We start from the raw sequence: 19,266 nt of genomic DNA on the forward strand, positions 1-19,266 counted from the left end.
TTAAGAATTAATTTGTTTTAAATCGGTAATGCGAGCTCGGGGTGGCTTGGTAACCAGATAAACACCACAAAAAATACAAGCGGCAGCAATTAGCTTAACGGGGTTAATGGTGTCGCTGCCCATGGTAACGGCAAAAATTCCCGCAACTACAGGCTGCAAGTATAAAAAGGCACTTACTGTAGAGGCTCTAAGCCTAGTTAATGCCAATGGGTTTAGCAAATAGGTTGTAAATGTGGCTCCAACAATTATAAAGCCTACGGCAAAATAAATGTAGGTATCAAACGTGCTAAAATCGATATACAGGACTTCGTTTAACCCAAAAGGGGCGACGAGGATAAGCCCAAATAAAAACAGCCATTTAATAAATGTAAATGGGTGGTATTTAAACGTTAGCTTTTTAATGATAATAAGGTAAATACTATACGATACCGCATTGATAAAGACCAGTAAATTCCCTAATGGAATATTGTCGCCAGCCTGAGTGGATTTACCGTAAAGCGACAAGATTAAAGCTCCAGAAAACCCGATTAAAATCCCCAATATTTTTAACTTGGTAATGCGTTCGTTAAGCATGATAGACGATAGGATAAGCACAACAATGGGCACAACTGTCATAATTACCGAAGCGTGTATGGGTGTGGTGTATTCAAACCCTTTAAAAAAAGTGAGCATGTTTAGGGCAATGCCAAAAATAGCAGCCAAAAAGAAGGTTTTATAGTCTTTAGGGTCGACTTTTTCTTTAGGAGCAAACACACTAAAAGCCCAAAATAACAGGGTAGCAAAAAAAATGCGGATTAAGATAAACCCGAATGGTTTTATGTGCCCGCCATCAATCACATCGTTGGCAAAGGTAAACGTAAACCCATAAATAACTTGAACCAAGAACACGGCAACAAGGGCCCAAATCCTACTCTTCATGGATGGCTTGTTTGGCCGCTTCGACCGTTTTTTTGCTGTTTCCTATAAAAATGCGTTGTTTGTATATAAAAACCGGGCGCTTTAAAAACGTGTAATGTTCCAAAATGTAATGTTTAAAATCTTTTTCAGATAGCGCTTGGTCTTTTAATCCCATCTCTTTATATAGCTTGGCACGTTTGCTAAACAAGGCCTCGTAGCTTCCTGATAGTTCATGCATTGCTTCGAGCTGTTTTACGGTAAGGGGATCCGATTTAATGTCTTGCATAACCACATCGTTGGGCAGCTCCAATTCATTAATAAGTCTTGTACACGTATTGCAGGTCTTTAAATAATAGAATTTTTTCATCGCCGTAAAATCATAAAAATTGTTGCAAAGGAACTGTTTTTAACCGAAACGAATAAGGGTTATGGCATTATTTTTAAAAATGGTTCGGCCTCGCTATACGGAATAACAAACTCGGTAATGCCTTGTGCATAAGAGGCTATCTCGTATTTGTTGTACAGCATGATAACGCCTTCTTCGTTAAACCCGATAGATTCTGGTAGTTTAAAAGCTTCTCCAAAAAAATAATCGGCCATGGTTTCGCGCTTTCCAATTTCAATTTCTTTTTTAAGGAAGCTTTCAGTCAAAGCACTAAACTCTGAAAGGTTTTGAAAGAGTTCGGCTTTGGTAAATAATGCACCTGTTTCCGGATTGAAATTTAAAAATGCAATGGTATCGTTGCCATGGGCGCCGCCAGTGTAAGTGTATGAGCTTATGCCAATACAAATAAGTGCAGGCGTTTGGTATAGCACTTCGCCTTCAATAAGTGCTTCCCAATGTTGGGGTGTTTCTGGAAAGGCTGTTTTAAATTGGTTTAATTCATTATCAAATGCTGCTGCGGCTGCTTTTATGGAAATTTGAGCTGTGGTGTCTTTAAACAAGAGGCGTTGCGAAATGTAGTGTTCAATTTCAGTGTTTATTTGTTTTGCTATGGGGTGTGCTTCTGTAACTTTAGGGTATAAAATATCAATATCGGCTGTAGTTTTAGAGTTGAAAACGGTTTCTTTAAACGTGATGGGCATATTGTCTTTGCAAGACAGGGCAAGGCATAGAAACACACTAAATACGGTAAGCTTTTTTAACACGGCAAATGATTTTTTGTTAAACATAGACTAAAGGTACTGCATCCGTTTGAATAGACCGAATTAAACCTTAAATTTGTTTTTTCGCATGGAAAGCCTATAGGCAACCCTGAAAGATTTTAACAAACCAAGCCCCCTTAGCCTGTTTAAAAAGCAGTAGCGAAAAGGGTGCAAATTAATTTTTTTGATTATGAAATTCAATACCAAAACCATACACGGAGGACAAGAACACGATAAGGCCTACGGCGCTGTAATGCCTCCCATTTACCAAACATCAACCTATGCGCAATCTACCCCCGGCGGCCATAAAGGGTTTGAGTATTCCCGCTCCCAAAACCCTACTAGACATGCCTTAGAAAAAGCGTTGGCGAGCATAGAAAATGGAGCGTTTGGATTGGCATTTGGCTCTGGTTTGGCAGCCATAGATGCTGTGATGAAACTTTTAAACCCGGGAGACGAGGTTATTTCAACAAACGACCTTTATGGGGGGAGCTACAGGTTGTTTACCAGTATTTTTGAACGTTTTGGAATTAAGTTCCACTTTGTGGGAATGCAAGACGCTGCAAATATTGAAAATTATGTAAACAGCAATACCAAGCTTATTTGGGTAGAAACACCAACAAACCCAATGATGCATATTATAGATATTAAAGCTACAGCAGCAATTGCTAAAAAGCACAACCTTATTTTGGCGGTAGACAATACCTTTGCAACGCCGTATTTGCAACGGCCTTTAGAACTTGGAGCCGATATTGTTATGCACTCGGCAACCAAATATTTGGGCGGGCATAGCGATGTGGTTATGGGTGCTTTGGTGGTTAAGGATAAAGATCTTGCTGATAAATTATACTTTATTCAAAACGCTAGTGGTGCCGTTTGCGGGCCTCAAGATAGTTTTTTAGTATTAAGAGGTATAAAAACATTGCACATACGCATGCAGCGCCATTGCGAAAATGGTCGTGCTGTAGCCACCTATTTGAATAACCATCCGAAAATTGAAAAGGTGTACTGGCCAGGTTTTGAGAACCATCCAAATCATGACGTTGCCAAAACCCAAATGGCCGATTTTGGTGGAATGGTATCGTTTACAACAAAAGGCAATAGCTATGAAGATGCCATAAAAATAGTGGAGAACTTAAAGATTTTCACCTTAGCCGAATCGCTTGGAGGTGTAGAGTCTTTAGCAGGCCACCCAGCTAGTATGACGCATGCTAGCATACCAAAGGAAGAACGCGAAAAAACAGGTGTAGTAGATTCTTTAATTAGACTTAGTGTGGGTATTGAAGACGAGGCAGACTTGTTGGAAGATCTAAAACAAGCTATAGGGTAAACCCATTTTAAAGAAAAACGTATTAAAAAAACACGCCAATTTATTTTGGGGTGTTTTTTTTAATCTAGATAGTAAACATAACCAAAATTAAGCCATATTAACCAATCGTTAAACTTGTTGTAGTCCAATTGGTGGTTAAAGCCATCTATCCAGTCGCTAAAATAATACTGCCACCGTAAATCCAACATCAAATCGGAAAGTTTGGTAAGCTTATATCTTACTCCAACACTAGCCACTACAGACCATGCGCTAGAGGGGTCTGTGTTTATAGGGTACTCTCTGCTTTCTCCCGGGGCTAACGTTGGTAAAAACGTTTCATCTTCATACCAATAAGAATAAATGGCAGACTCGTCCATCACATTTCCGCTGCCGTAAGTGGTTTCAGATTTAGGGCTAGAAGCTGTGTAGTGAGCGCCAAGGCTAACAAACGGTGCAAATCTATAGCTAAAGGCCTGGAAAGAACGAATGCTTAAAGGGAAGTACTCTAATTGCATGCCAATATCAAAATTTTGAGCTTCTCCAGAGTGCGCCCGTAATTTGTCGGCATTGGCACTTGTGCGGTCGGGGGCTACCCAACGCCCAAAGTGATCGAGTTTGGTTTTATTCCAGGAAATCTCGCTGCGCAATTTAAAATGGTCGTTAAAATAAGTGTCTGTGGAATAGCAGTTACAGTCGGCCCTATAAGCAAAACTTATGTAGTGTATAATACCAATACCAATGCCCGAGTTGCCAAAATTGGTTTCTTCGTTATTTCGAATACCATAATCCGATCTAAACTGTACCGGGCCAACAATAGCCCCTATTTCATGAGAGAAGCCTAATTGGGCAAACCCTAAATTAACACTGCCTATAAGTAGGATTAAGCAAGTGTATAAATATTTTGAATTCAGCATAGTATGGTGAAAAAGAGCTCTTAGTATAACAAATATAGCAAAACGTTAAAAGCTACCAAACTAAAAATCATAAAACAGAAATTTCTTGTTTAAGAGTATGAGAAATTACAAAAACACAGTTTTTAATTAAAAAAACACGAAATTCTAAAAAAAACCTTTTCTTTTTTACAGATAACGTATATTTGTTATACACATGTTAAAACAAATAACAATATCATAATTAAAAGATAAATGAGAAATAAAGTTGAAGCTTTTTTAGAAGAAGTAAAAATTAGAAACGGCCATGAGCCCGAGTTTTTACAAGCAGTAGAGGAGGTGGCAGAAACGGTTATTCCATATATTCAAGATAACGATGTTTATTTAGGAAAAAAAATTCTTTCAAGAATGGTCGAGCCCGAACGTGTTATTTCTTTTAGGGTTTGTTGGGTAGACGATAATGACGAAATACAAGTAAACAGAGGGTACCGTGTGCAAATGAACTCGGCCATTGGACCATACAAAGGTGGGTTGAGGTTTCATCCAACGGTAAACCTTAGCATTTTAAAGTTTTTAGCCTTCGAACAAGTGTTTAAAAACAGTTTAACCACCTTGCCTATGGGTGGTGGTAAAGGCGGAAGCGATTTTGACCCTAAGGGAAAAAGCGATGGTGAGATCCGACGGTTTTGTCAAGCTTTCATGGCGGAGTTGTTTAGATACATAGGCCCCAATACAGATGTTCCGGCAGGCGATATAGGAGTAGGCGCTAGAGAAATAGGCTATTTGTTTGGAATGTATAAAAAAATACGAAACGAGTTTACAGGAGTTCTAACAGGAAAGGGCTTGTCTTGGGGCGGTTCTTTAATTAGACCCGAGGCCACAGGATATGGAAATGTGTATTTTGCAAACAACATGTTAAAAACCAAAGGCGATTCGTTTGAAGGGAAAAAAGTAGTTATCTCAGGTTCTGGAAATGTGGCCCAGTTTGCAGCCGAAAAAACAATAGAACTTGGTGGTACCGTTTTAACATTGTCCGATTCGTCTGGCTACATTTACGATAAAGATGGGATTAATGCAGAAAAGCTCGCCCATGTTATGGAGCTTAAAAATGTAAAGCGCGCTAGAATAGGCGAATATTTAAACACATATCCCAATGCCGAGTTTCACAAAGGCAAAACCCCATGGAACATTGCGTGCGATATCGCTTTACCATGTGCCACACAAAATGAACTTCACGAAGAAGATGCAAAAACTTTAGTGGCTAACGGCTGTATTTGTGTAAGTGAAGGGGCCAATATGCCATCGACAAAAGGTGCAATAGAAGTGTTCCACGAGGCGCGAATTCTTTTTGCTCCCGGTAAGGCATCCAACGCTGGAGGGGTCGCCACATCTGGACTGGAAATGACCCAAAACTCATTGCGATACAATTGGTCTCGCGAAGAGGTTGATAAAAAACTTAAAGAAATCATGGAAGGCATTCATAGCGCATGTATCGCCTATGGCGCTGAAGACGATGGTTATATAAACTATGTTAAAGGCGCAAACATTGCAGGTTTTGTAAAAGTGGCAGATGCCATGATTGCCCAAGGGGAACTGTAACGTTTAAGAGTCTTAAAAAAACCAGAAAAGCTTCCTTTGTTAGGAGGCTTTTTTTAGTTTAAGAATATGTTTTTAATACAAAACTCGTTATATATAAATATATTTGACGTTTTAAAACCATGATGAAACAGAAAGCGCTTCTTATTATTGTTGTATTGTTCGTTGGCTTAACGCAAGCCCAAAACTATTCGGCACTTTGGCAGGGATATTATTCTTATTTAAACATAAAAGACACTTCAAGAAGCGAAAATAAGATATATGCAGCGGCAGAAAACGCTGTATTTACTTATGATGTTAATACTTTCGAGATTGAAAAAATATCCTCAATACAAGGGCTTTCAGGTGAAATAATTTCTACGATACATTACAGTCAGGACTACGGGATGTTATTAATAGGCTATGAAAACGGCCTAATAGAGATTGTTATTGATGGCGAAGAGGATGTGTTAACAATTGTCGATATTTTGGATAAGCCTACTATTCCTCCAACAAGTAAAAAAATTAACCATTTTAACGAGTATAATGGTCAGGTCTATATTGCGGCCGATTTTGGTATTTCGGTATACGATTTATCCCGTTTAGAATTTGGAGACACCTATTATATTGGCCCTGGCGGGTCTCAAATACAGGTTAAACAAACAACTGTAAGGGACGATTATATTTTTGCCGCTTGTTATGATGGCGTTGGCCTTAAGCGCGCATTGGTAGCAAGTGATAATTTAATAGACTATCAGCAATGGCAATCATTGGCAACAGGCAATTTTGTTGGGGTGCAGGAACATATGGGCGCTGTGTTTGCAATACGAGCCAACAGAAGGGTGTATAATGTGGTTGGTAATGCATTAACCGAACTTGCGCAGCTAAACCACATGGTTCTAGACTTAAAATCTAACGATGACTATTTGGTAATCACCACGGCTAACGATGTTTATGCCTATGATGTTGATTTTAATGTAATTGCTCAGGCAACTTTTAACGAAGAAGTAGAGACAAGCTTTACCGCGGCGAGTGTGCATTCGGGTTTTTTGTACATAGGAACACAACACAATGGTGTTTTAAAGACCGCCTTGACAGATGGCGTAAGTTTTGAACAGTTACACCCAGATGGCCCACTTTTAAATAACACTTTTGCTATTGAAGCGTATTCGAATAACTTATGGGTAACCTATGGCGATTATACCTTGACATACAACCCTAGTCCTTTAAGAAGCAGGGGTGTTAGCCATTTGAGAAATGAGACTTGGGCCAATATTCCTTACGATAGTCTATTGTCGGCTAGGAATTTAAACAAGATAGTCATAAACCCATTTAATGAAGACCAAGTATTTATCAGTTCTTTTAACGATGGTTTGTTGGAGATTAATAACAATGTGCCCACCGTTTTGTACAATGAGACCAATAGTGGTCTAGAGTCTTTAATAATCCCTACAAACCCAAATATTAAAAGTATTAGGCAAAGTGCTTCTAAGTTTGATAGTAATGGTGTTTTATGGACGATGACTGGGCGAGTTGCTAGGCCCTTAAAATCGTATGATCCAACAACGGGCCAATGGCAAGGGTATGATTTTACTTCTTTAATACCAGATGCTTTAGGCGGTGAATGGGGATATAGCGATTTGGACATCAGTTCGAACGGAACAAAATGGATTGGGGGCTACAATTATGGGCTAATAGGGTTTAACAATACTAATGGGGTTCAGTTAAAAAACTTAAGTACAGAGGAAGGTAATATGTCAAACAATTTTGTGACCTCTCTGGCCGTAGATAAGAACGATCGAGTTTGGGTTGGGACTATAAGCGGGCTAAGGGTGCTATACAATAGCACAGGCTTTTTTACCGATAATGTACAAGTAGAAGAAATTGTAATTTTAGAAAATGGCCAGCCATCAGAATTGCTCTACCAGCAATTTGTATCTGATATTGAGGTAGATGGTGCAAATAATAAATGGATAGGTGTTATGGGCGCCGGACTGTTCTATTTCTCATCAGACGGGCAGGAGACCATTTTCCATTTTACGAAAGACAATTCGCCATTGCCTTCTAACAACATTATCGATGTTTCTATTGATGCCTCTAACGGAAGGGTTTATATTGCTACCGATAAAGGCTTGCTATCGTATGGTTCTGGTAGTTCGGGAACAAAAGAGGATTTTGAAGATGCTTTTGTTTACCCCAATCCCGTAAGGCCGGATTTTAATATGGTAGAAAAGAAAATTAAAATTCGCGGCCTGCCAGAGAATGTGAACATTAAAATTACCGATATTGAAGGTAATTTGGTAGCCGAAGCTCAATCTAACGTAAACATGCGTTACAAAGGATATCATTTGGAGATTGACGGTGGGTCGGCGTTTTGGAATGGTAAAAATTTAGCCAACAATACGGTAGCTTCTGGAGTGTATTTAATCATGCTTACAGATTTAGATGCCCTAGAAACCAAAGTGCTAAAATTAATGGTTGTTAGGTAATGCTTGTATCCACTAAGGCCATTGTTCTTTCAAAATTAAAATACAGGGATAACGATTTAATTGTTAAGTGTTATACCCAAAAATTTGGGGCTATTAACTACATCATAAGAGGGGTTTATAGTTCTAGGCGAGCAAGCCAGAAGGCAGCGTATTACCAGTTGTTGTCTCAGCTTCAATTAGAGGCTGTGCACAAAGAAAACAAAACCCTTCAAAGCATTAAGGATGTAAAGTCTGCTGCCATTTACACCAGTATGCATACCCATGTGTTAAAAAGTGCTATTGTTATGTTTCTTGCCGAAGTCTTGGCCAATGTTTTAAACGAGGAGGAAAAAAACAGCACCCTTTACGAGTTTTTAGAACATGCCCTTTTATGGCTGGATGTTGAAGATTCGTATTCAAATTTTCATCTGGTATTTTTGCTTAAGCTTACCAAGCATTTGGGGTTCTATCCAGATGTTTCTAACATACACTACAGCTATTTTAACCTTCAAGAGGGAAGCTTTCAGGAAGTTAGTGCCCACAACACCATTTCAGGGGAAATTTTAACAGGGCTAAAAACCTTATTGGGCATAAATTTTGATGCGTTAAACACGGTTAAAATCAGCTTAAACCAAAGACAGCATTTGCTAGAGCATATTTTAATGTACTACAGGTTTCATGTCGATGGGTTTAAGCAGCCAAAATCGCTTGATGTTTTTAATCAAGTATTTAATTAAACAACTAACTAATTAATCTGAATATGAGAATTATTACCGTGCTGGTCTTTGCGCTAGCATTTAGTTTGTCTTATGGCCAACAGCTACAGCTTTTAGACAAGCAAACACACGAACCAATTCCTGGGGTAACAATTTACAACAAAGCACAAAGTACATCGGTAATCACCGATTTTGATGGGGAAGCTTCATTGAGGCACTTTAGCGACACCGATGTGTTATTTTTCAAGCATATGCTTTACGAAACAATGCGCATAACAAAAGCCGAGGTTGTTAAAGCACAAGGTGTTGTTTACTTACAACCATTGGTTGAAGGTTTGGATGAAGTCCTCATTTCGGCATCTAAGTTTGAGCAGAGTAAAAAGGACATTCCGCATAAAATTATAAGCCTAAGTGCAAAAGAAATCCAATTGGCCAACCCACAGACCAGTGCCGATTTATTAGAAGGAGTAGGCTCGGTGTACATTCAAAAAAGTCAAATGGGTGGAGGAAGCCCGATGATTAGAGGGTTTTCTGCTAATAGACTTTTAATAACGATTGATGGCGTAAGAATGAATAATGCTATTTTTAGAAGCGGAAACCTGCAAAATGTAATTTCGATTAACCCGTTTGCCATAGAGAGAACCGAAGTAAGCCTTGGTGCCGGATCGGTGGTTTATGGTAGCGATGCCGTTGGTGGGGTTATGGGATTTTACACAAAACGACCACAACTGTCCTACGCAAACCAAACAACTTTTCATGCCAATACCACTGTTAGGTACGCTACGGCAAACAAAGAAAAAACGGGCCATTTAGATTTTAATTTCGGCTTGAAAAAATGGGGCTTTTTAACAAGTGTAAGCTATAATGATTATGACGATTTACGTATGGGAAGCCATGGGCCTGATGAGTATTTACGCCCAGAGTATGTGGTTAGCGACCCCATGGGGAACGACCAAACGGTAACAAACAGCAACCCTAAAGTTCAAGTGCCAACAGCATACAACCAAATTAACCTAATGCAGAAGGTGCGTTTTGAGCCTAAAGACAATTTAAGTTTTGATTTGGGCTTGCATTTTACCAAAACATCAGATTACCCAAGATACGATAGGTTAATTCGCTACAAAAGCGGGAACCTAAGATCGGCGGAGTGGTATTATGGTCCTCAAAAATGGTTTATGGGAAGCTTGCAACTAACCAAATTGGGCAGCCGCTCCAACCTGTACGACAAAATACAAACCACTGTGGCCTACCAAAATTTTAATGAAAGCAGATACGATAGGGATTATCAATCGGTTATAAAAAACATTAGAGAAGAGACCGTCGATGCGTTTTCGTTTAATGCCGATTTTGAAAAACTAATCTCACCAAAAACCGAATTGTTTTACGGGGCAGAGTACGTTTACAACAAGGTTAGTTCTGTAGGTGCCGAAGTAAATATAGTCGATAATACCAACCATGCTACGGTATCGCGATATCCAGATGGTTCGAATTGGCAAACGGCCGCCGCCTATGTTAACCTAAAGTTTAAACCCCACCAGAGGTTCATCTTACAATCAGGTTTGCGTTATAACTACATAAGCACGTATGCCGATTTTACCCAAAATAACACCTATTTAAACCTGCCTTTTAATGAGGCTAAGATCAATTCCGATGCCGTAACGGGCTCTTTTGGTGTAAGCTGGATTCCTAATAAAACCATTCAATGGAAACTAAATGGCTCAACCGCATTTAGAGCCCCAAATATTGATGATGTAGGCAAGGTTTTCGACTCCGAGCCTGGAGCTGTTGTAGTGCCAAATAACAACCTTAAGCCAGAGTACGCCTATAATGCCGAGCTTGGCCTGAGCTTAAACTTTAATAACATTGTTTTGGTAGACTTGGCGACCTATTACACCTATTTAGATCATGCGTTGGTGCGAAGGGACTATAATTTAAACGGGCAAACCGAGATTATGTACGATGGCGAATTAAGCCAAGTGCAGGCCATACAAAATGCTTCTAGCGCAAACATTTATGGGGTTGAGGCCGGAATTCAATTAAATTTCAGCAAACACCTAAAAGTAACGTCACAGTATAATTTTATAGGAGGAAAAGAAGATGATAATGGTACCGATGTTCCTGTTAGACATATTGCGCCGCAGTTTGGAAATACCCATTTGGTATGGGATAAAGACAAGTTTTTAATTGATGCCTATGCCAACTACAATGGCGAATTATCCTATTATCAATTGGCGCCATCTGAAACAAGTAAAGAATATATGTACGCTTTAGACGCAAACGGCAACCCATACGCGCCTTCTTGGTATACCTTAAACCTAAGGGCTAAGTATGCTATTATGCCATCGTTAAGCGTTACGGCAGGCTTGGAAAATATAACCGACCAGCGTTATAAAACCTACTCTTCGGGAATAGCCTCGGCCGGTAGAAACCTTATTATGTCCTTAAAATATACTTTATAAATAAAACGCCACAACTAAAAATCCGTTGTGGCGTTCTCTTTTTTATAATTATTTTTTCAGCGCTTTTTTATAAACTATTTGCCCATTGGCTAAATGTACTTTGGCCATATAAACGCTGCTGCTTAAACTAGAAAGGTCGTGGGTAACTTGGTGTGAATTGTTGCCCGGTAAGCGGTAAACGGTACGTCCCAATAAATCGATAATAGTTATAGATGTCATGGTGTGTTTTTTGTCAACAGAAAATTGCACTTGGTTATTTTGAAACTCAATAATGGTAAGCCCAAAATTAGGGAGTTCGTATGCTTCATTGGTTAAGGTGGGGTTCTTAAAAACAAGTTCAAAGCGGCTGTTAAACTCGCCCACATCAGAAGTAAATGTATAGTTTGAAGTGCTTAAGTCGTGGTATGTATTTAGTAGGTTGTCCTTTAAATAAATGGTGTTGGTGTTTAAAAACGGGCCTTCAAGCCTAGGAATACTCAAGGTGTACAGGGTAGAAACATTTATGGAGGTCTTAAACCCAAGAGGGATTACTTCATCTAGATTAAGGGCTTCTGGTGCCTTGCCTTGAATGGTAAATTTATTTTGCACATTTTCTATGGTCGAGTACATAACGGCATTAACATTAGTGACCGCCATAGGAGCGTCGTAATACATGTTGTCCAAACCGTTTGTGGCACCATTCACATAACCTATTAAAATTTGATTGTAAGCCCCGTTATCAGAGGTTAGGTTTAACCATATTTTGTTCGGGTTGGAGTTGCTGTTGTTGTTCATTCTGTAAAATTGCGAGTTGTCGCTAGTTCCCCTTACGCGCATGGCATTGTTAAAGACGACTTCCTTCATAACAATATTACCCAAATCTGCGCTGGGGTCGGAATGAAATTGTGTGCCAGGAGCCGAATCGGACATGGCGACAAAAAAGGCCTGGCCAGAAGGAATCATTCTGTTAGAAGGGTCGCTGCCATCGCCACCGGGGGCACTGCCTGTTTCGCCCACGCCATTAATTACAGCATAGTCGCTTTGTGAAAAATTAAGCGTTTCGTTACCGCTGGTGTTTCCGTCTGGCGGCGTGTTTTGCGACCAAAGGTATATGGCACCATCTACAACAGGGTTTGTAGCACTTGCAATGTCGGCATTATAATTTAAAAAAGCATCGGCACTAATAGCAGAAGGATAGGGGTTGCCCAATAAATTCCAGTTAAGGTCGTTGGTTTCTTCGTCGTTTCTATACATCCAAACGGTTACAATTCCATTGTTAAAAAGACCTTTAAACGAGTATGTAAACTGACAGTTAGGGCCATTATTACAAGGCGATTGGCCAAACAAATCGGATCTGTGGGTAGAAATATAGCCCACGCCAGGAGTCATAATATCGCTGCCGCTAGTTAATTGCCAATCGGCGCCTGTGCCGTCGGTAAAATAATCGGGGTCATCATCAACACCATCTTGCCCAATGTTAAATGTGTTGCTGTTATTGTTTTCTTTGTAGGAGTCTCGATAATCTTGGGCACTAAACCTAAACCGTCTGTTGGGAGTAGCAGTGCTTAGGGCATGGGCTATGGTTTCGGTACTTACCGGAGAACTCCAATACGTGTACTCGTACCAGTTGTTCATGGGCGCCGTTGTTTTGTTAACCTGATAGTTGTCTGCATTATCAGCCGTTACCAAGCCACTATCGTTAAGCTGAACAAAAGCCGCTTTAGGATGAACAAGCATAGATGCGCTGCCTATTAATTTTACATCGTTGGCAACCTCTATATACGTGTTGCTACTACCATTATCTTCATCGGCAATAACAACTTGCCAGCCATCATTTACAGTAAGGCTACAGGCTTCAAAACTGCCATTTGTATCGGTGTTGTAGTGGTTGTCTATTATGGCTACGGTATTGTGGTCTGGTATGCCATTGCTCCAGGTGGTGCCATCCCAAACGGTCATTCCAGAATGTATCTTAATGGCATTGCTGGCCGTAAAACAGCCTTCATCGTCCTCCCTTACTTGGCAGTAAAACTGATAGTTATTAAGGCTAGAAGTGTCTAAAATGCTCAAGGTATTTGTTGTGCTACCCGTGTAAATGGCACTGTCGTTTACAGCAGTCCAGCCACTGTGGCTGGGCGCCGCATAGTACCATTGGTAAGCTAGGTCTTGGGTGTCTCCAGCACCATCATAACCTTCGCTTCCGTTTACGGTAAGAGTAGCGGCCAAATAACAGGCTGCTACGGGTGTGGTTGGCTGTAGTGTTATGACCGGGGGAATGCCAACCGAAAAATCGTAATTGCCAAAACCTGCATAATCTGAATCGTCACAGCTGGTCCAATCTACCATATCCCAGTCCGATAATAAAAAGCTCATGCTTGGCAAATTAGGCGCGTCATTTTTTCTTTTGAAATTAACGCCTTTGTCGCCTATTCCCAGCGTATTCGCCCAAGAGTTACTGTTTTTAACCCCAAAAATATCTATTTCACCTGGATTATCGCCAGAGACTTTTTCTAAAACAATGGCATCAGAATCATCGTTGTTAAAATTAATACCACTTGAACTAGAAAACGTTTGGTTTGGGCTATTGCTCAATCCGTTCGACGGTAAATCGCAAGAGGTTGCCCCCAAAGCCACGACATATACGTTATTATTGGCTAAAGTGCCTGTTAGCGCATTGTCACTAGAGGCGCTCGAGCTACCGTTATTATAGACTTTAAGCACATAATCGGAAAGATCAATAGGCGCGCCAGTGCCGTTAAACAGCTCGACTAAAGACGAGCTGCCGGAGGTGGCATCGGAGATTTCACTTATAAATAAATTGGCAGGCGTTGTGGCACTAGACAGGGCATCGCAGTTGCTTATCGTATTGTCTATAACGGTAAATGCATTGTTGAACGTGCACCCCGTATTCAATAGCACAGAAATATTCCCGCTTGTGGCCCCATTAGGGACACTAACAACCAATTGGTCAGAGGTGCTTGAAACAATGGGCATGGGAATACCGTTTATTGAAGCCGTTGCATTGGTTAAATTGGTTGCTGAGGTTATGGTGATTTCGGTATTTTCTGGGCCAGATGTAGGTAAAATGGTACTGGTTATCGCAGCGCTGCAAACACCAGACCCTTGAATGGTAAATTGATAGGGGCTTTCATTACTATCAGAATTTAGAAGCCTTACAATGGCCGTTCGAACGCCTTCGAGGGTAGGATGAAACCTAATGCTAAAGGTGGTTTGCCCAGAAGAGGGTACGGAGGCATTAGGCTGTACATCAACAATAAAGTCTGTTGGATGATCGCCTATAATTTCAACAAGCGGAGATCCGGTTAGGGTTAAAGCAGTTAGGCCAAAGTTTTCAATGGTAAACGTTTTGGTGTCGCCATCGTTATTAATGGGGGTTGCAGCAAATAAGGTGTTGTTTAATCCGTATGGGGTATTAAAGCCGTTAGGGATTGAAATACTACCCCCTTTTATGTTTATTTCAGGGCCGCTGGGTTGCATAACATTAATGGTATAATCTTCTACCTCGCCACCATATCCTGTATCGCATGGGGTTGCATGACTGTCCCATTTGGTGGCGATACGCATTTTTGTGCTGCCTAAGGCTGCATTTGAGGGCACTTCTATTCCCAAGGGCGAATTGGTTGTAGGCGCATTAACAACATTATAGGCGTCCCCTAAATCGTAGGCTTCGGTTGTGTTGTTGAATGTGCCGTCTTGATTCCAATCAATCCAAGCTTTGGTGTACACAGTACCATTGCCGTCAACCTCAACATGCACCGATAAATTGTGGGTGCTTCCTAATTCAACATCGGTAGATAAACTTGTGTAATCTGTATAACTATTATTGCTAGAGGTCACACTGTTGTTTATGGTATTAAAAAACACGCCCGTAATCCCAGTATCATAACTGGTATTCCCGTAGGCATCGCAGTAGGAAAGCGTTGGGGTTGCACAAACTTCAACACCTTCACTCCATATAGTACCACGCCTAATAAAAATCTTGAAACAGTAATTGAGTTCGTTGGTTAAGCCCGAAATGGCTTTAGTGCTTACCGTTGCCGTTGTGGCGTAAACCACTGAATTAGGTACAGCATAGGGAATGCTTATAGGGGCATAAGAACCAGAAGGTGTAAATGAAACAGTGCCTTGGTTGGCCACTATAATTAACTCGTCAAAACAGGCGGTTGGCAGTGGGTTGTTCCAAGCGAGGTTTACTTGATTGGTGTTGGGCGTGGCAGTGAGGTTCGTAATATCGGCTTGTGCCAGACCTTGCGCATTACTCCCTGCGGTATTTCCATTTGACCATCCTGTTTGTGTTTCGCCGTTATAAGCAAATATCCTAAAGGAATAGGTGTTGTCTTCATTTAACCCTGTAATGGTGGCAGTGGTGCCAGTGCCTTTGTAAACAGTTTTACCTAAGCTTATTGGGGTTTCAAATGGTGCCGCTGTAAAGTTGGAATTGGCTGCATAGTTAGTGGCGTCTAGCGTGGGCGTAGTAGGTGGTGTTGTGCCTTCAAGGGCAAAAATAACATACCCGTCTGGTGGGGTTGCCGGATGGTTCCAGCTAAGGGTTACGGCATCGTCTAAAAAGCAACTGGATAAGGATTGCGCATTGTTGGGGGCTATATTATTAACCGTTAAAATCCCAGCATTCGATGTGGTGCTGGGGCAGGGGCTAGCCGAAACAACACATCTGTATTGGTTGTTATGTAAGCTTAAAGAAGCTCCCGTTAGCGTTAAAGTCTCTGTTGTTACCCCCGAATAGGGCGCTCCATTGCTTAAATTGATCCAAGAACCGCCATTGTCTGTAGACACTTGCCACTGGTAAGAAATGGCATTGTTGGCCGTGATGCTAAAGGTGGTATTGCTGCCATTTTGGATGTCTTGGTTGGGCGGTTGTGCCGTAATGCTTGGCGTGTTGTTTACCTCCACAGTATAACTTACAGCGTTTAACGACCAGCAGGAGGTTGCTGTATTAAAAGCCCTTACATAATAGGTGCCAGAAGTTGTGGCATTGTAAGTGTTATTCGCGTTACTTGTCGTGCTTGTGCCAGTTGCTGTGGTTTGCCAATAATACGCAACATTGGCTTGGGGTTGGCCAGCACCATGGGTGTAACTTAAGGTAGTGCTGTTACAAACTGGTGTGGTTTCTGAAATAGAGCCATTGGGGTCTGTGGGTGGGGTGCAAGCTATATCACCTTCAATCATGATATCATCAAATCCAGCGTAATCACTTCCACCTTCTTGTTTAGCTCGTAATTGAATTCTTGCTGAAGTTGTTCCATTGGGGACATTTATTGTGATTGTTGCCCAACTATTAGTGTTTTTATTCAAACTTAGTTCAGAGCCAAATGCACCACCATTATACGCTATTTTATAATTAATTTCATCTGCACTTTCGAAACCAATAGTATAGTATCTGAAAGATATTTGCACATTTGTATAAGCAGTTAGGTCAATATCATTAAAAGTTAGCTCATGATAAAAATTTCCGCCACCATTCGGGTTATTTAAATCTTGTATGGCCCAGAAGTTACCATTTGTTCCAGTAGGATCATTATTTGTGTTAAGTATATCCCAATCATCATCACTACCATTGTAGGGTGAAGGGTTAGAAGCATAATTCCAATTTGGAGTTGCACCATCAAAATCTTGAACAGCAATGACAATCTGCCCAAATCCAAAGTTAAAGGCACCTAAAAAAAGCAACAAAGCGAGGGCGTAATATTTTATCATAAGAGGGAATTTACTATGCTTACATACTATGCAAGCATACAAATATAGCACATATTTGTAGTAAACGCATGACTGTTAGCAACTTATATATTAATAAAATGTTATTATTTTTGTCTTAAATGAATCAACGTACCACCTATACCGTAGAGGAGGCTTTAAGTGCCTTACAGAAATACTGTGCCTATCAAGAGCGTTGCCATAAAGAGGTACGCGATAAATTATGGGGCATGCACATGATTCCGCAGGCCATAGATGTTATTGTATCTCAGCTTATAGCTGATAATTTTTTAAACGAAACCCGTTTTGCCAAAGCTTTTGTACAGGGAAAATTCCGCATAAAAAAATGGGGCAAGCAAAGACTAAAAAACGAGTTGAAACAGCGGGACATTTCCACCTACAACATTAACATAGCGTTAAAACAGATAGACGATTTGGAGTATTACGACACGTTAAACAGTTTGGCCCAAAAGCGTTTTTTGGCCATAAAGGAGCCTAACGTTTGGAAAAAACGAAAAAAGCTCGCCGATTATTTGTTGTATCGCGGCTGGGAATCGCATTTGGTTTACGAGAAGGTTAAGGAGTTAATCCCATAAAAAAAGCCCAACGTTTTGTTGGGCTTTGTTATTTAAAAAGAGAAGACGTTTATAGGTTAAAAACCGCTCCAATATTCAAATTAAACTGGTTGTGAATGTGCTCGGCCGGTGTTAGGTTGTCATTGTATTTGGCAATAGGGAACTGCGCTTCGGTAAATAGCCCAAAGCCGTTGGTAAAGAAGTACCGTGCCCCAACGTGACCACCAAAATTTTTAAAGCCAATGTTAAGGCCAGGGTATAGGTCGAAGTTCTCATCAATATTAAGAACATTCCCTATATTGGCATTAAAGCGGGCTTTTAAATCAAAACGGTCTATAAAACCAGCCTTTTCAACCAGGGTTTCGCCATTTGCCACAACATCGTGCTTTAGATCACTGGAAATGCCCAGTGCGTATACGGCGCTTAGTCCTACAGAAATGTTTTCGCCCAGACCATAATCGTAAGAAACGTTTATGCCTGTGGCCATATCTTGAAAATTAGCGCCAATTTGTAATTTTTGGTCACCGCTACCAACAAACGCTTGTCCGTGAGCAAAAAACACAGATAACAGTAATAAGATAACAGATATTTTTTTCATAATAAGAGTGTTTTATTTTAAAGGGGCAAAGATATTATAAGTTTTTAATATGGTTGTGGGTTTTGGCAATAGCTTGGGCGTTTTTCCAATCAATCCAGCGTTGGCCTTTTAAACGTCTCATAAAGTTATCAAGATGTCTCATAATAAAAATATTGTATAAGGCCTTACCCAAATTTTTAGGGCGCTTTGCTATAGATCTTAGACTCATGGAAAAGCCGGGGGTCACATATTTCATATAGTGCCAATAGCCTTCGGGTATGTAAAGCACCTCGCCGTGGTTTAGTTCGGTAACAAGTCCTTTGGCGTGTTTTAAGGCGGGCCATTGGTTAAAATCGGGGTTCGAAAAATCAATGTCCTCCCGTGTTATTAAAGAAAACGGCACTTTGTATAGGTGCTTGTTCTGACTTTGATCGAAAAGGATGACTTCTTTTTTGCCCTCAAAATGAAAATGGAAAATATTAGCCAAATCAATATCGTAATGCATAAAGGTATACGAGTTTTTACCACCAAAAAACAACATTGGTAACCCTTTCATAAAGGAAATCCCCAAATTGGGATAGGAAAAATCTTGGCGCAGTTGTGGCACTTCCTTTAAAATATTCCACAGAAAAATGCGGTATCTTGTGGGTTCTTTTTTAAGCAAATCAATATAATCGCCCATATTCATTTTGGCGTGCGGCTCATTAAAACCATCGCTATGGCTTACTGGCCTATCGTCGTATAGGGGGACTGTTTTTTCCCCTGCAACGGCTTTCATGTAATCTAGGTTCCATTTAGAAAATGCAGGCCAATCTTCTATAAAACGTTCAATAACCACAGGTTTTTGTGGCTTGTAGTAGTGTTTTATAAAATCGGCTTTGTTAATATTCCTAACCCTAGGAATTTCTTTAAGTTGTAGTTTCAACGTCCAAAAAAGTTAGC

Annotated in this window: 13 protein-coding genes; 6 read left to right on the plus strand and 7 right to left on the minus strand. The window is 40.4% G+C overall.

Annotated features, from left to right (window positions below):
• From IA57_RS05850 to IA57_RS05860, 3 genes are read right to left on the minus strand one after another with little or no spacing between them, the layout of a single operon-like run.
• Window positions 1–918 carry a DMT family transporter gene (locus IA57_RS05850; RefSeq protein WP_036120521.1) on the minus strand — a complete coding sequence of 306 codons (918 nt, stop codon included), beginning with the start codon at window positions 916–918 and terminating at the stop codon, window positions 1–3.
• Window positions 908–1,264, minus strand: coding sequence for an arsenate reductase family protein (locus tag IA57_RS05855; RefSeq protein ID WP_036120525.1), 357 nt, complete (start codon window positions 1,262–1,264; stop codon window positions 908–910). The genes IA57_RS05850 and IA57_RS05855 overlap by 11 nt, the downstream gene beginning before the upstream one ends.
• Window positions 1,265–1,323: 59 nt before the next feature.
• Window positions 1,324–2,070 carry a DUF3298 and DUF4163 domain-containing protein gene (locus IA57_RS05860; protein ID WP_036120528.1) on the minus strand — a complete coding sequence of 249 codons (747 nt, stop codon included), beginning with the start codon at window positions 2,068–2,070 and terminating at the stop codon, window positions 1,324–1,326.
• A 163-nt stretch (window positions 2,071–2,233) separates the two neighbouring features.
• Between IA57_RS05860 and IA57_RS05865 the strand changes: the two genes are divergently transcribed.
• Window positions 2,234–3,373, plus strand: a complete 1,140-nt coding sequence (locus IA57_RS05865; protein ID WP_036120530.1) for a cystathionine gamma-synthase — start codon at window positions 2,234–2,236, stop codon at window positions 3,371–3,373.
• Between the two features lie 59 nt (window positions 3,374–3,432).
• On the opposite strand, the gene IA57_RS05870 is transcribed toward IA57_RS05865, so the two are convergent.
• Window positions 3,433–4,266, minus strand: a complete 834-nt coding sequence (locus tag IA57_RS05870) for a THC0290_0291 family protein (protein WP_036120533.1) — start codon at window positions 4,264–4,266, stop codon at window positions 3,433–3,435.
• A gap of 231 nt (window positions 4,267–4,497) precedes the next feature.
• On the opposite strand from IA57_RS05870, the gene gdhA reads away from it, so the two are divergent.
• The 4 genes from gdhA (at window position 4,498) to IA57_RS05890 (ending at window position 11,460) form a co-directional block, all read left to right on the plus strand.
• Complete coding sequence (gene gdhA, locus IA57_RS05875; RefSeq protein ID WP_036120536.1) at window positions 4,498–5,841, plus strand: NADP-specific glutamate dehydrogenase; 1,344 nt, start codon at window positions 4,498–4,500, stop codon at window positions 5,839–5,841.
• Between the two features lie 119 nt (window positions 5,842–5,960).
• Window positions 5,961–8,306 carry a type IX secretion system anionic LPS delivery protein PorZ gene (gene porZ, locus IA57_RS05880; protein WP_229730265.1) on the plus strand — a complete coding sequence of 782 codons (2,346 nt, stop codon included), beginning with the start codon at window positions 5,961–5,963 and terminating at the stop codon, window positions 8,304–8,306.
• Entirely contained in the window at window positions 8,306–9,022 is a 717-nt protein-coding gene (recO, locus tag IA57_RS05885; protein WP_036120542.1) for a DNA repair protein RecO, read from the plus strand. Before porZ ends, recO begins: the two co-directional genes overlap by 1 nt.
• A 23-nt stretch (window positions 9,023–9,045) precedes the next feature.
• Window positions 9,046–11,460, plus strand: a complete 2,415-nt coding sequence (locus IA57_RS05890; RefSeq protein WP_036120544.1) for a TonB-dependent receptor — start codon at window positions 9,046–9,048, stop codon at window positions 11,458–11,460.
• Between the two features lie 48 nt (window positions 11,461–11,508).
• Here IA57_RS05890 and IA57_RS05895 read toward each other — a convergent pair whose 3' ends face one another.
• Window positions 11,509–17,175 (minus strand): GEVED domain-containing protein, encoded by a 5,667-nt coding sequence (locus tag IA57_RS05895; protein ID WP_036120546.1) that lies wholly within the window; start codon window positions 17,173–17,175, stop codon window positions 11,509–11,511.
• 119 nt (window positions 17,176–17,294) lie between these two features.
• Between IA57_RS05895 and IA57_RS05900 the strand changes: the two genes are divergently transcribed.
• On the plus strand, window positions 17,295–17,768 hold the full coding sequence (locus tag IA57_RS05900) for a regulatory protein RecX (protein WP_036120549.1): 474 nt from the start codon (window positions 17,295–17,297) through the stop codon (window positions 17,766–17,768).
• A 49-nt stretch (window positions 17,769–17,817) separates the two neighbouring features.
• Here the strand turns inward: IA57_RS05900 and IA57_RS05905 are convergent, their stop codons facing one another.
• Window positions 17,818–18,345 carry a DUF6646 family protein gene (locus tag IA57_RS05905; protein WP_036120552.1) on the minus strand — a complete coding sequence of 176 codons (528 nt, stop codon included), beginning with the start codon at window positions 18,343–18,345 and terminating at the stop codon, window positions 17,818–17,820.
• Window positions 18,346–18,379: 34 nt separating this feature from the next.
• A complete protein-coding gene (locus IA57_RS05910; protein ID WP_036120554.1) occupies window positions 18,380–19,249 on the minus strand; it encodes a cupin-like domain-containing protein in 870 nt (289 codons plus the stop codon).
• Window positions 19,250–19,266 lie beyond the last annotated feature (17 nt).

Source organism: Mangrovimonas yunxiaonensis (assembly GCF_000733475.1).
Classification (GTDB): Bacteria; Bacteroidota; Bacteroidia; order Flavobacteriales; family Flavobacteriaceae; genus Mangrovimonas; species Mangrovimonas yunxiaonensis.

Excerpts from the sequence above, each read along its gene's own strand:
- IA57_RS05850 (WP_036120521.1), bottom strand. The coding sequence starts at position 918 with ATGAAGAGTAGGATTTGGGCCCTTGTTGCCGTGTTCTTGGTTCAAGTT.
- IA57_RS05890 (WP_036120544.1), top strand. The coding sequence starts at position 9,046 with ATGAGAATTATTACCGTGCTGGTCTTTGCGCTAGCATTTAGTTTGTCT.
- IA57_RS05900 (WP_036120549.1), top strand. The coding sequence starts at position 17,295 with ATGAATCAACGTACCACCTATACCGTAGAGGAGGCTTTAAGTGCCTTA.
- IA57_RS05870 (WP_036120533.1), bottom strand. The coding sequence starts at position 4,266 with ATGCTGAATTCAAAATATTTATACACTTGCTTAATCCTACTTATAGGC.
- porZ (WP_229730265.1), top strand. The coding sequence starts at position 5,961 with ATGATGAAACAGAAAGCGCTTCTTATTATTGTTGTATTGTTCGTTGGC.
- gdhA (WP_036120536.1), top strand. The coding sequence starts at position 4,498 with ATGAGAAATAAAGTTGAAGCTTTTTTAGAAGAAGTAAAAATTAGAAAC.
- IA57_RS05865 (WP_036120530.1), top strand. The coding sequence starts at position 2,234 with ATGAAATTCAATACCAAAACCATACACGGAGGACAAGAACACGATAAG.
- IA57_RS05905 (WP_036120552.1), bottom strand. The coding sequence starts at position 18,345 with ATGAAAAAAATATCTGTTATCTTATTACTGTTATCTGTGTTTTTTGCT.
- recO (WP_036120542.1), top strand. The coding sequence starts at position 8,306 with ATGCTTGTATCCACTAAGGCCATTGTTCTTTCAAAATTAAAATACAGG.
- IA57_RS05855 (WP_036120525.1), bottom strand. The coding sequence starts at position 1,264 with ATGAAAAAATTCTATTATTTAAAGACCTGCAATACGTGTACAAGACTT.
- IA57_RS05895 (WP_036120546.1), bottom strand. The coding sequence starts at position 17,175 with ATGATAAAATATTACGCCCTCGCTTTGTTGCTTTTTTTAGGTGCCTTT.
- IA57_RS05860 (WP_036120528.1), bottom strand. The coding sequence starts at position 2,070 with ATGTTTAACAAAAAATCATTTGCCGTGTTAAAAAAGCTTACCGTATTT.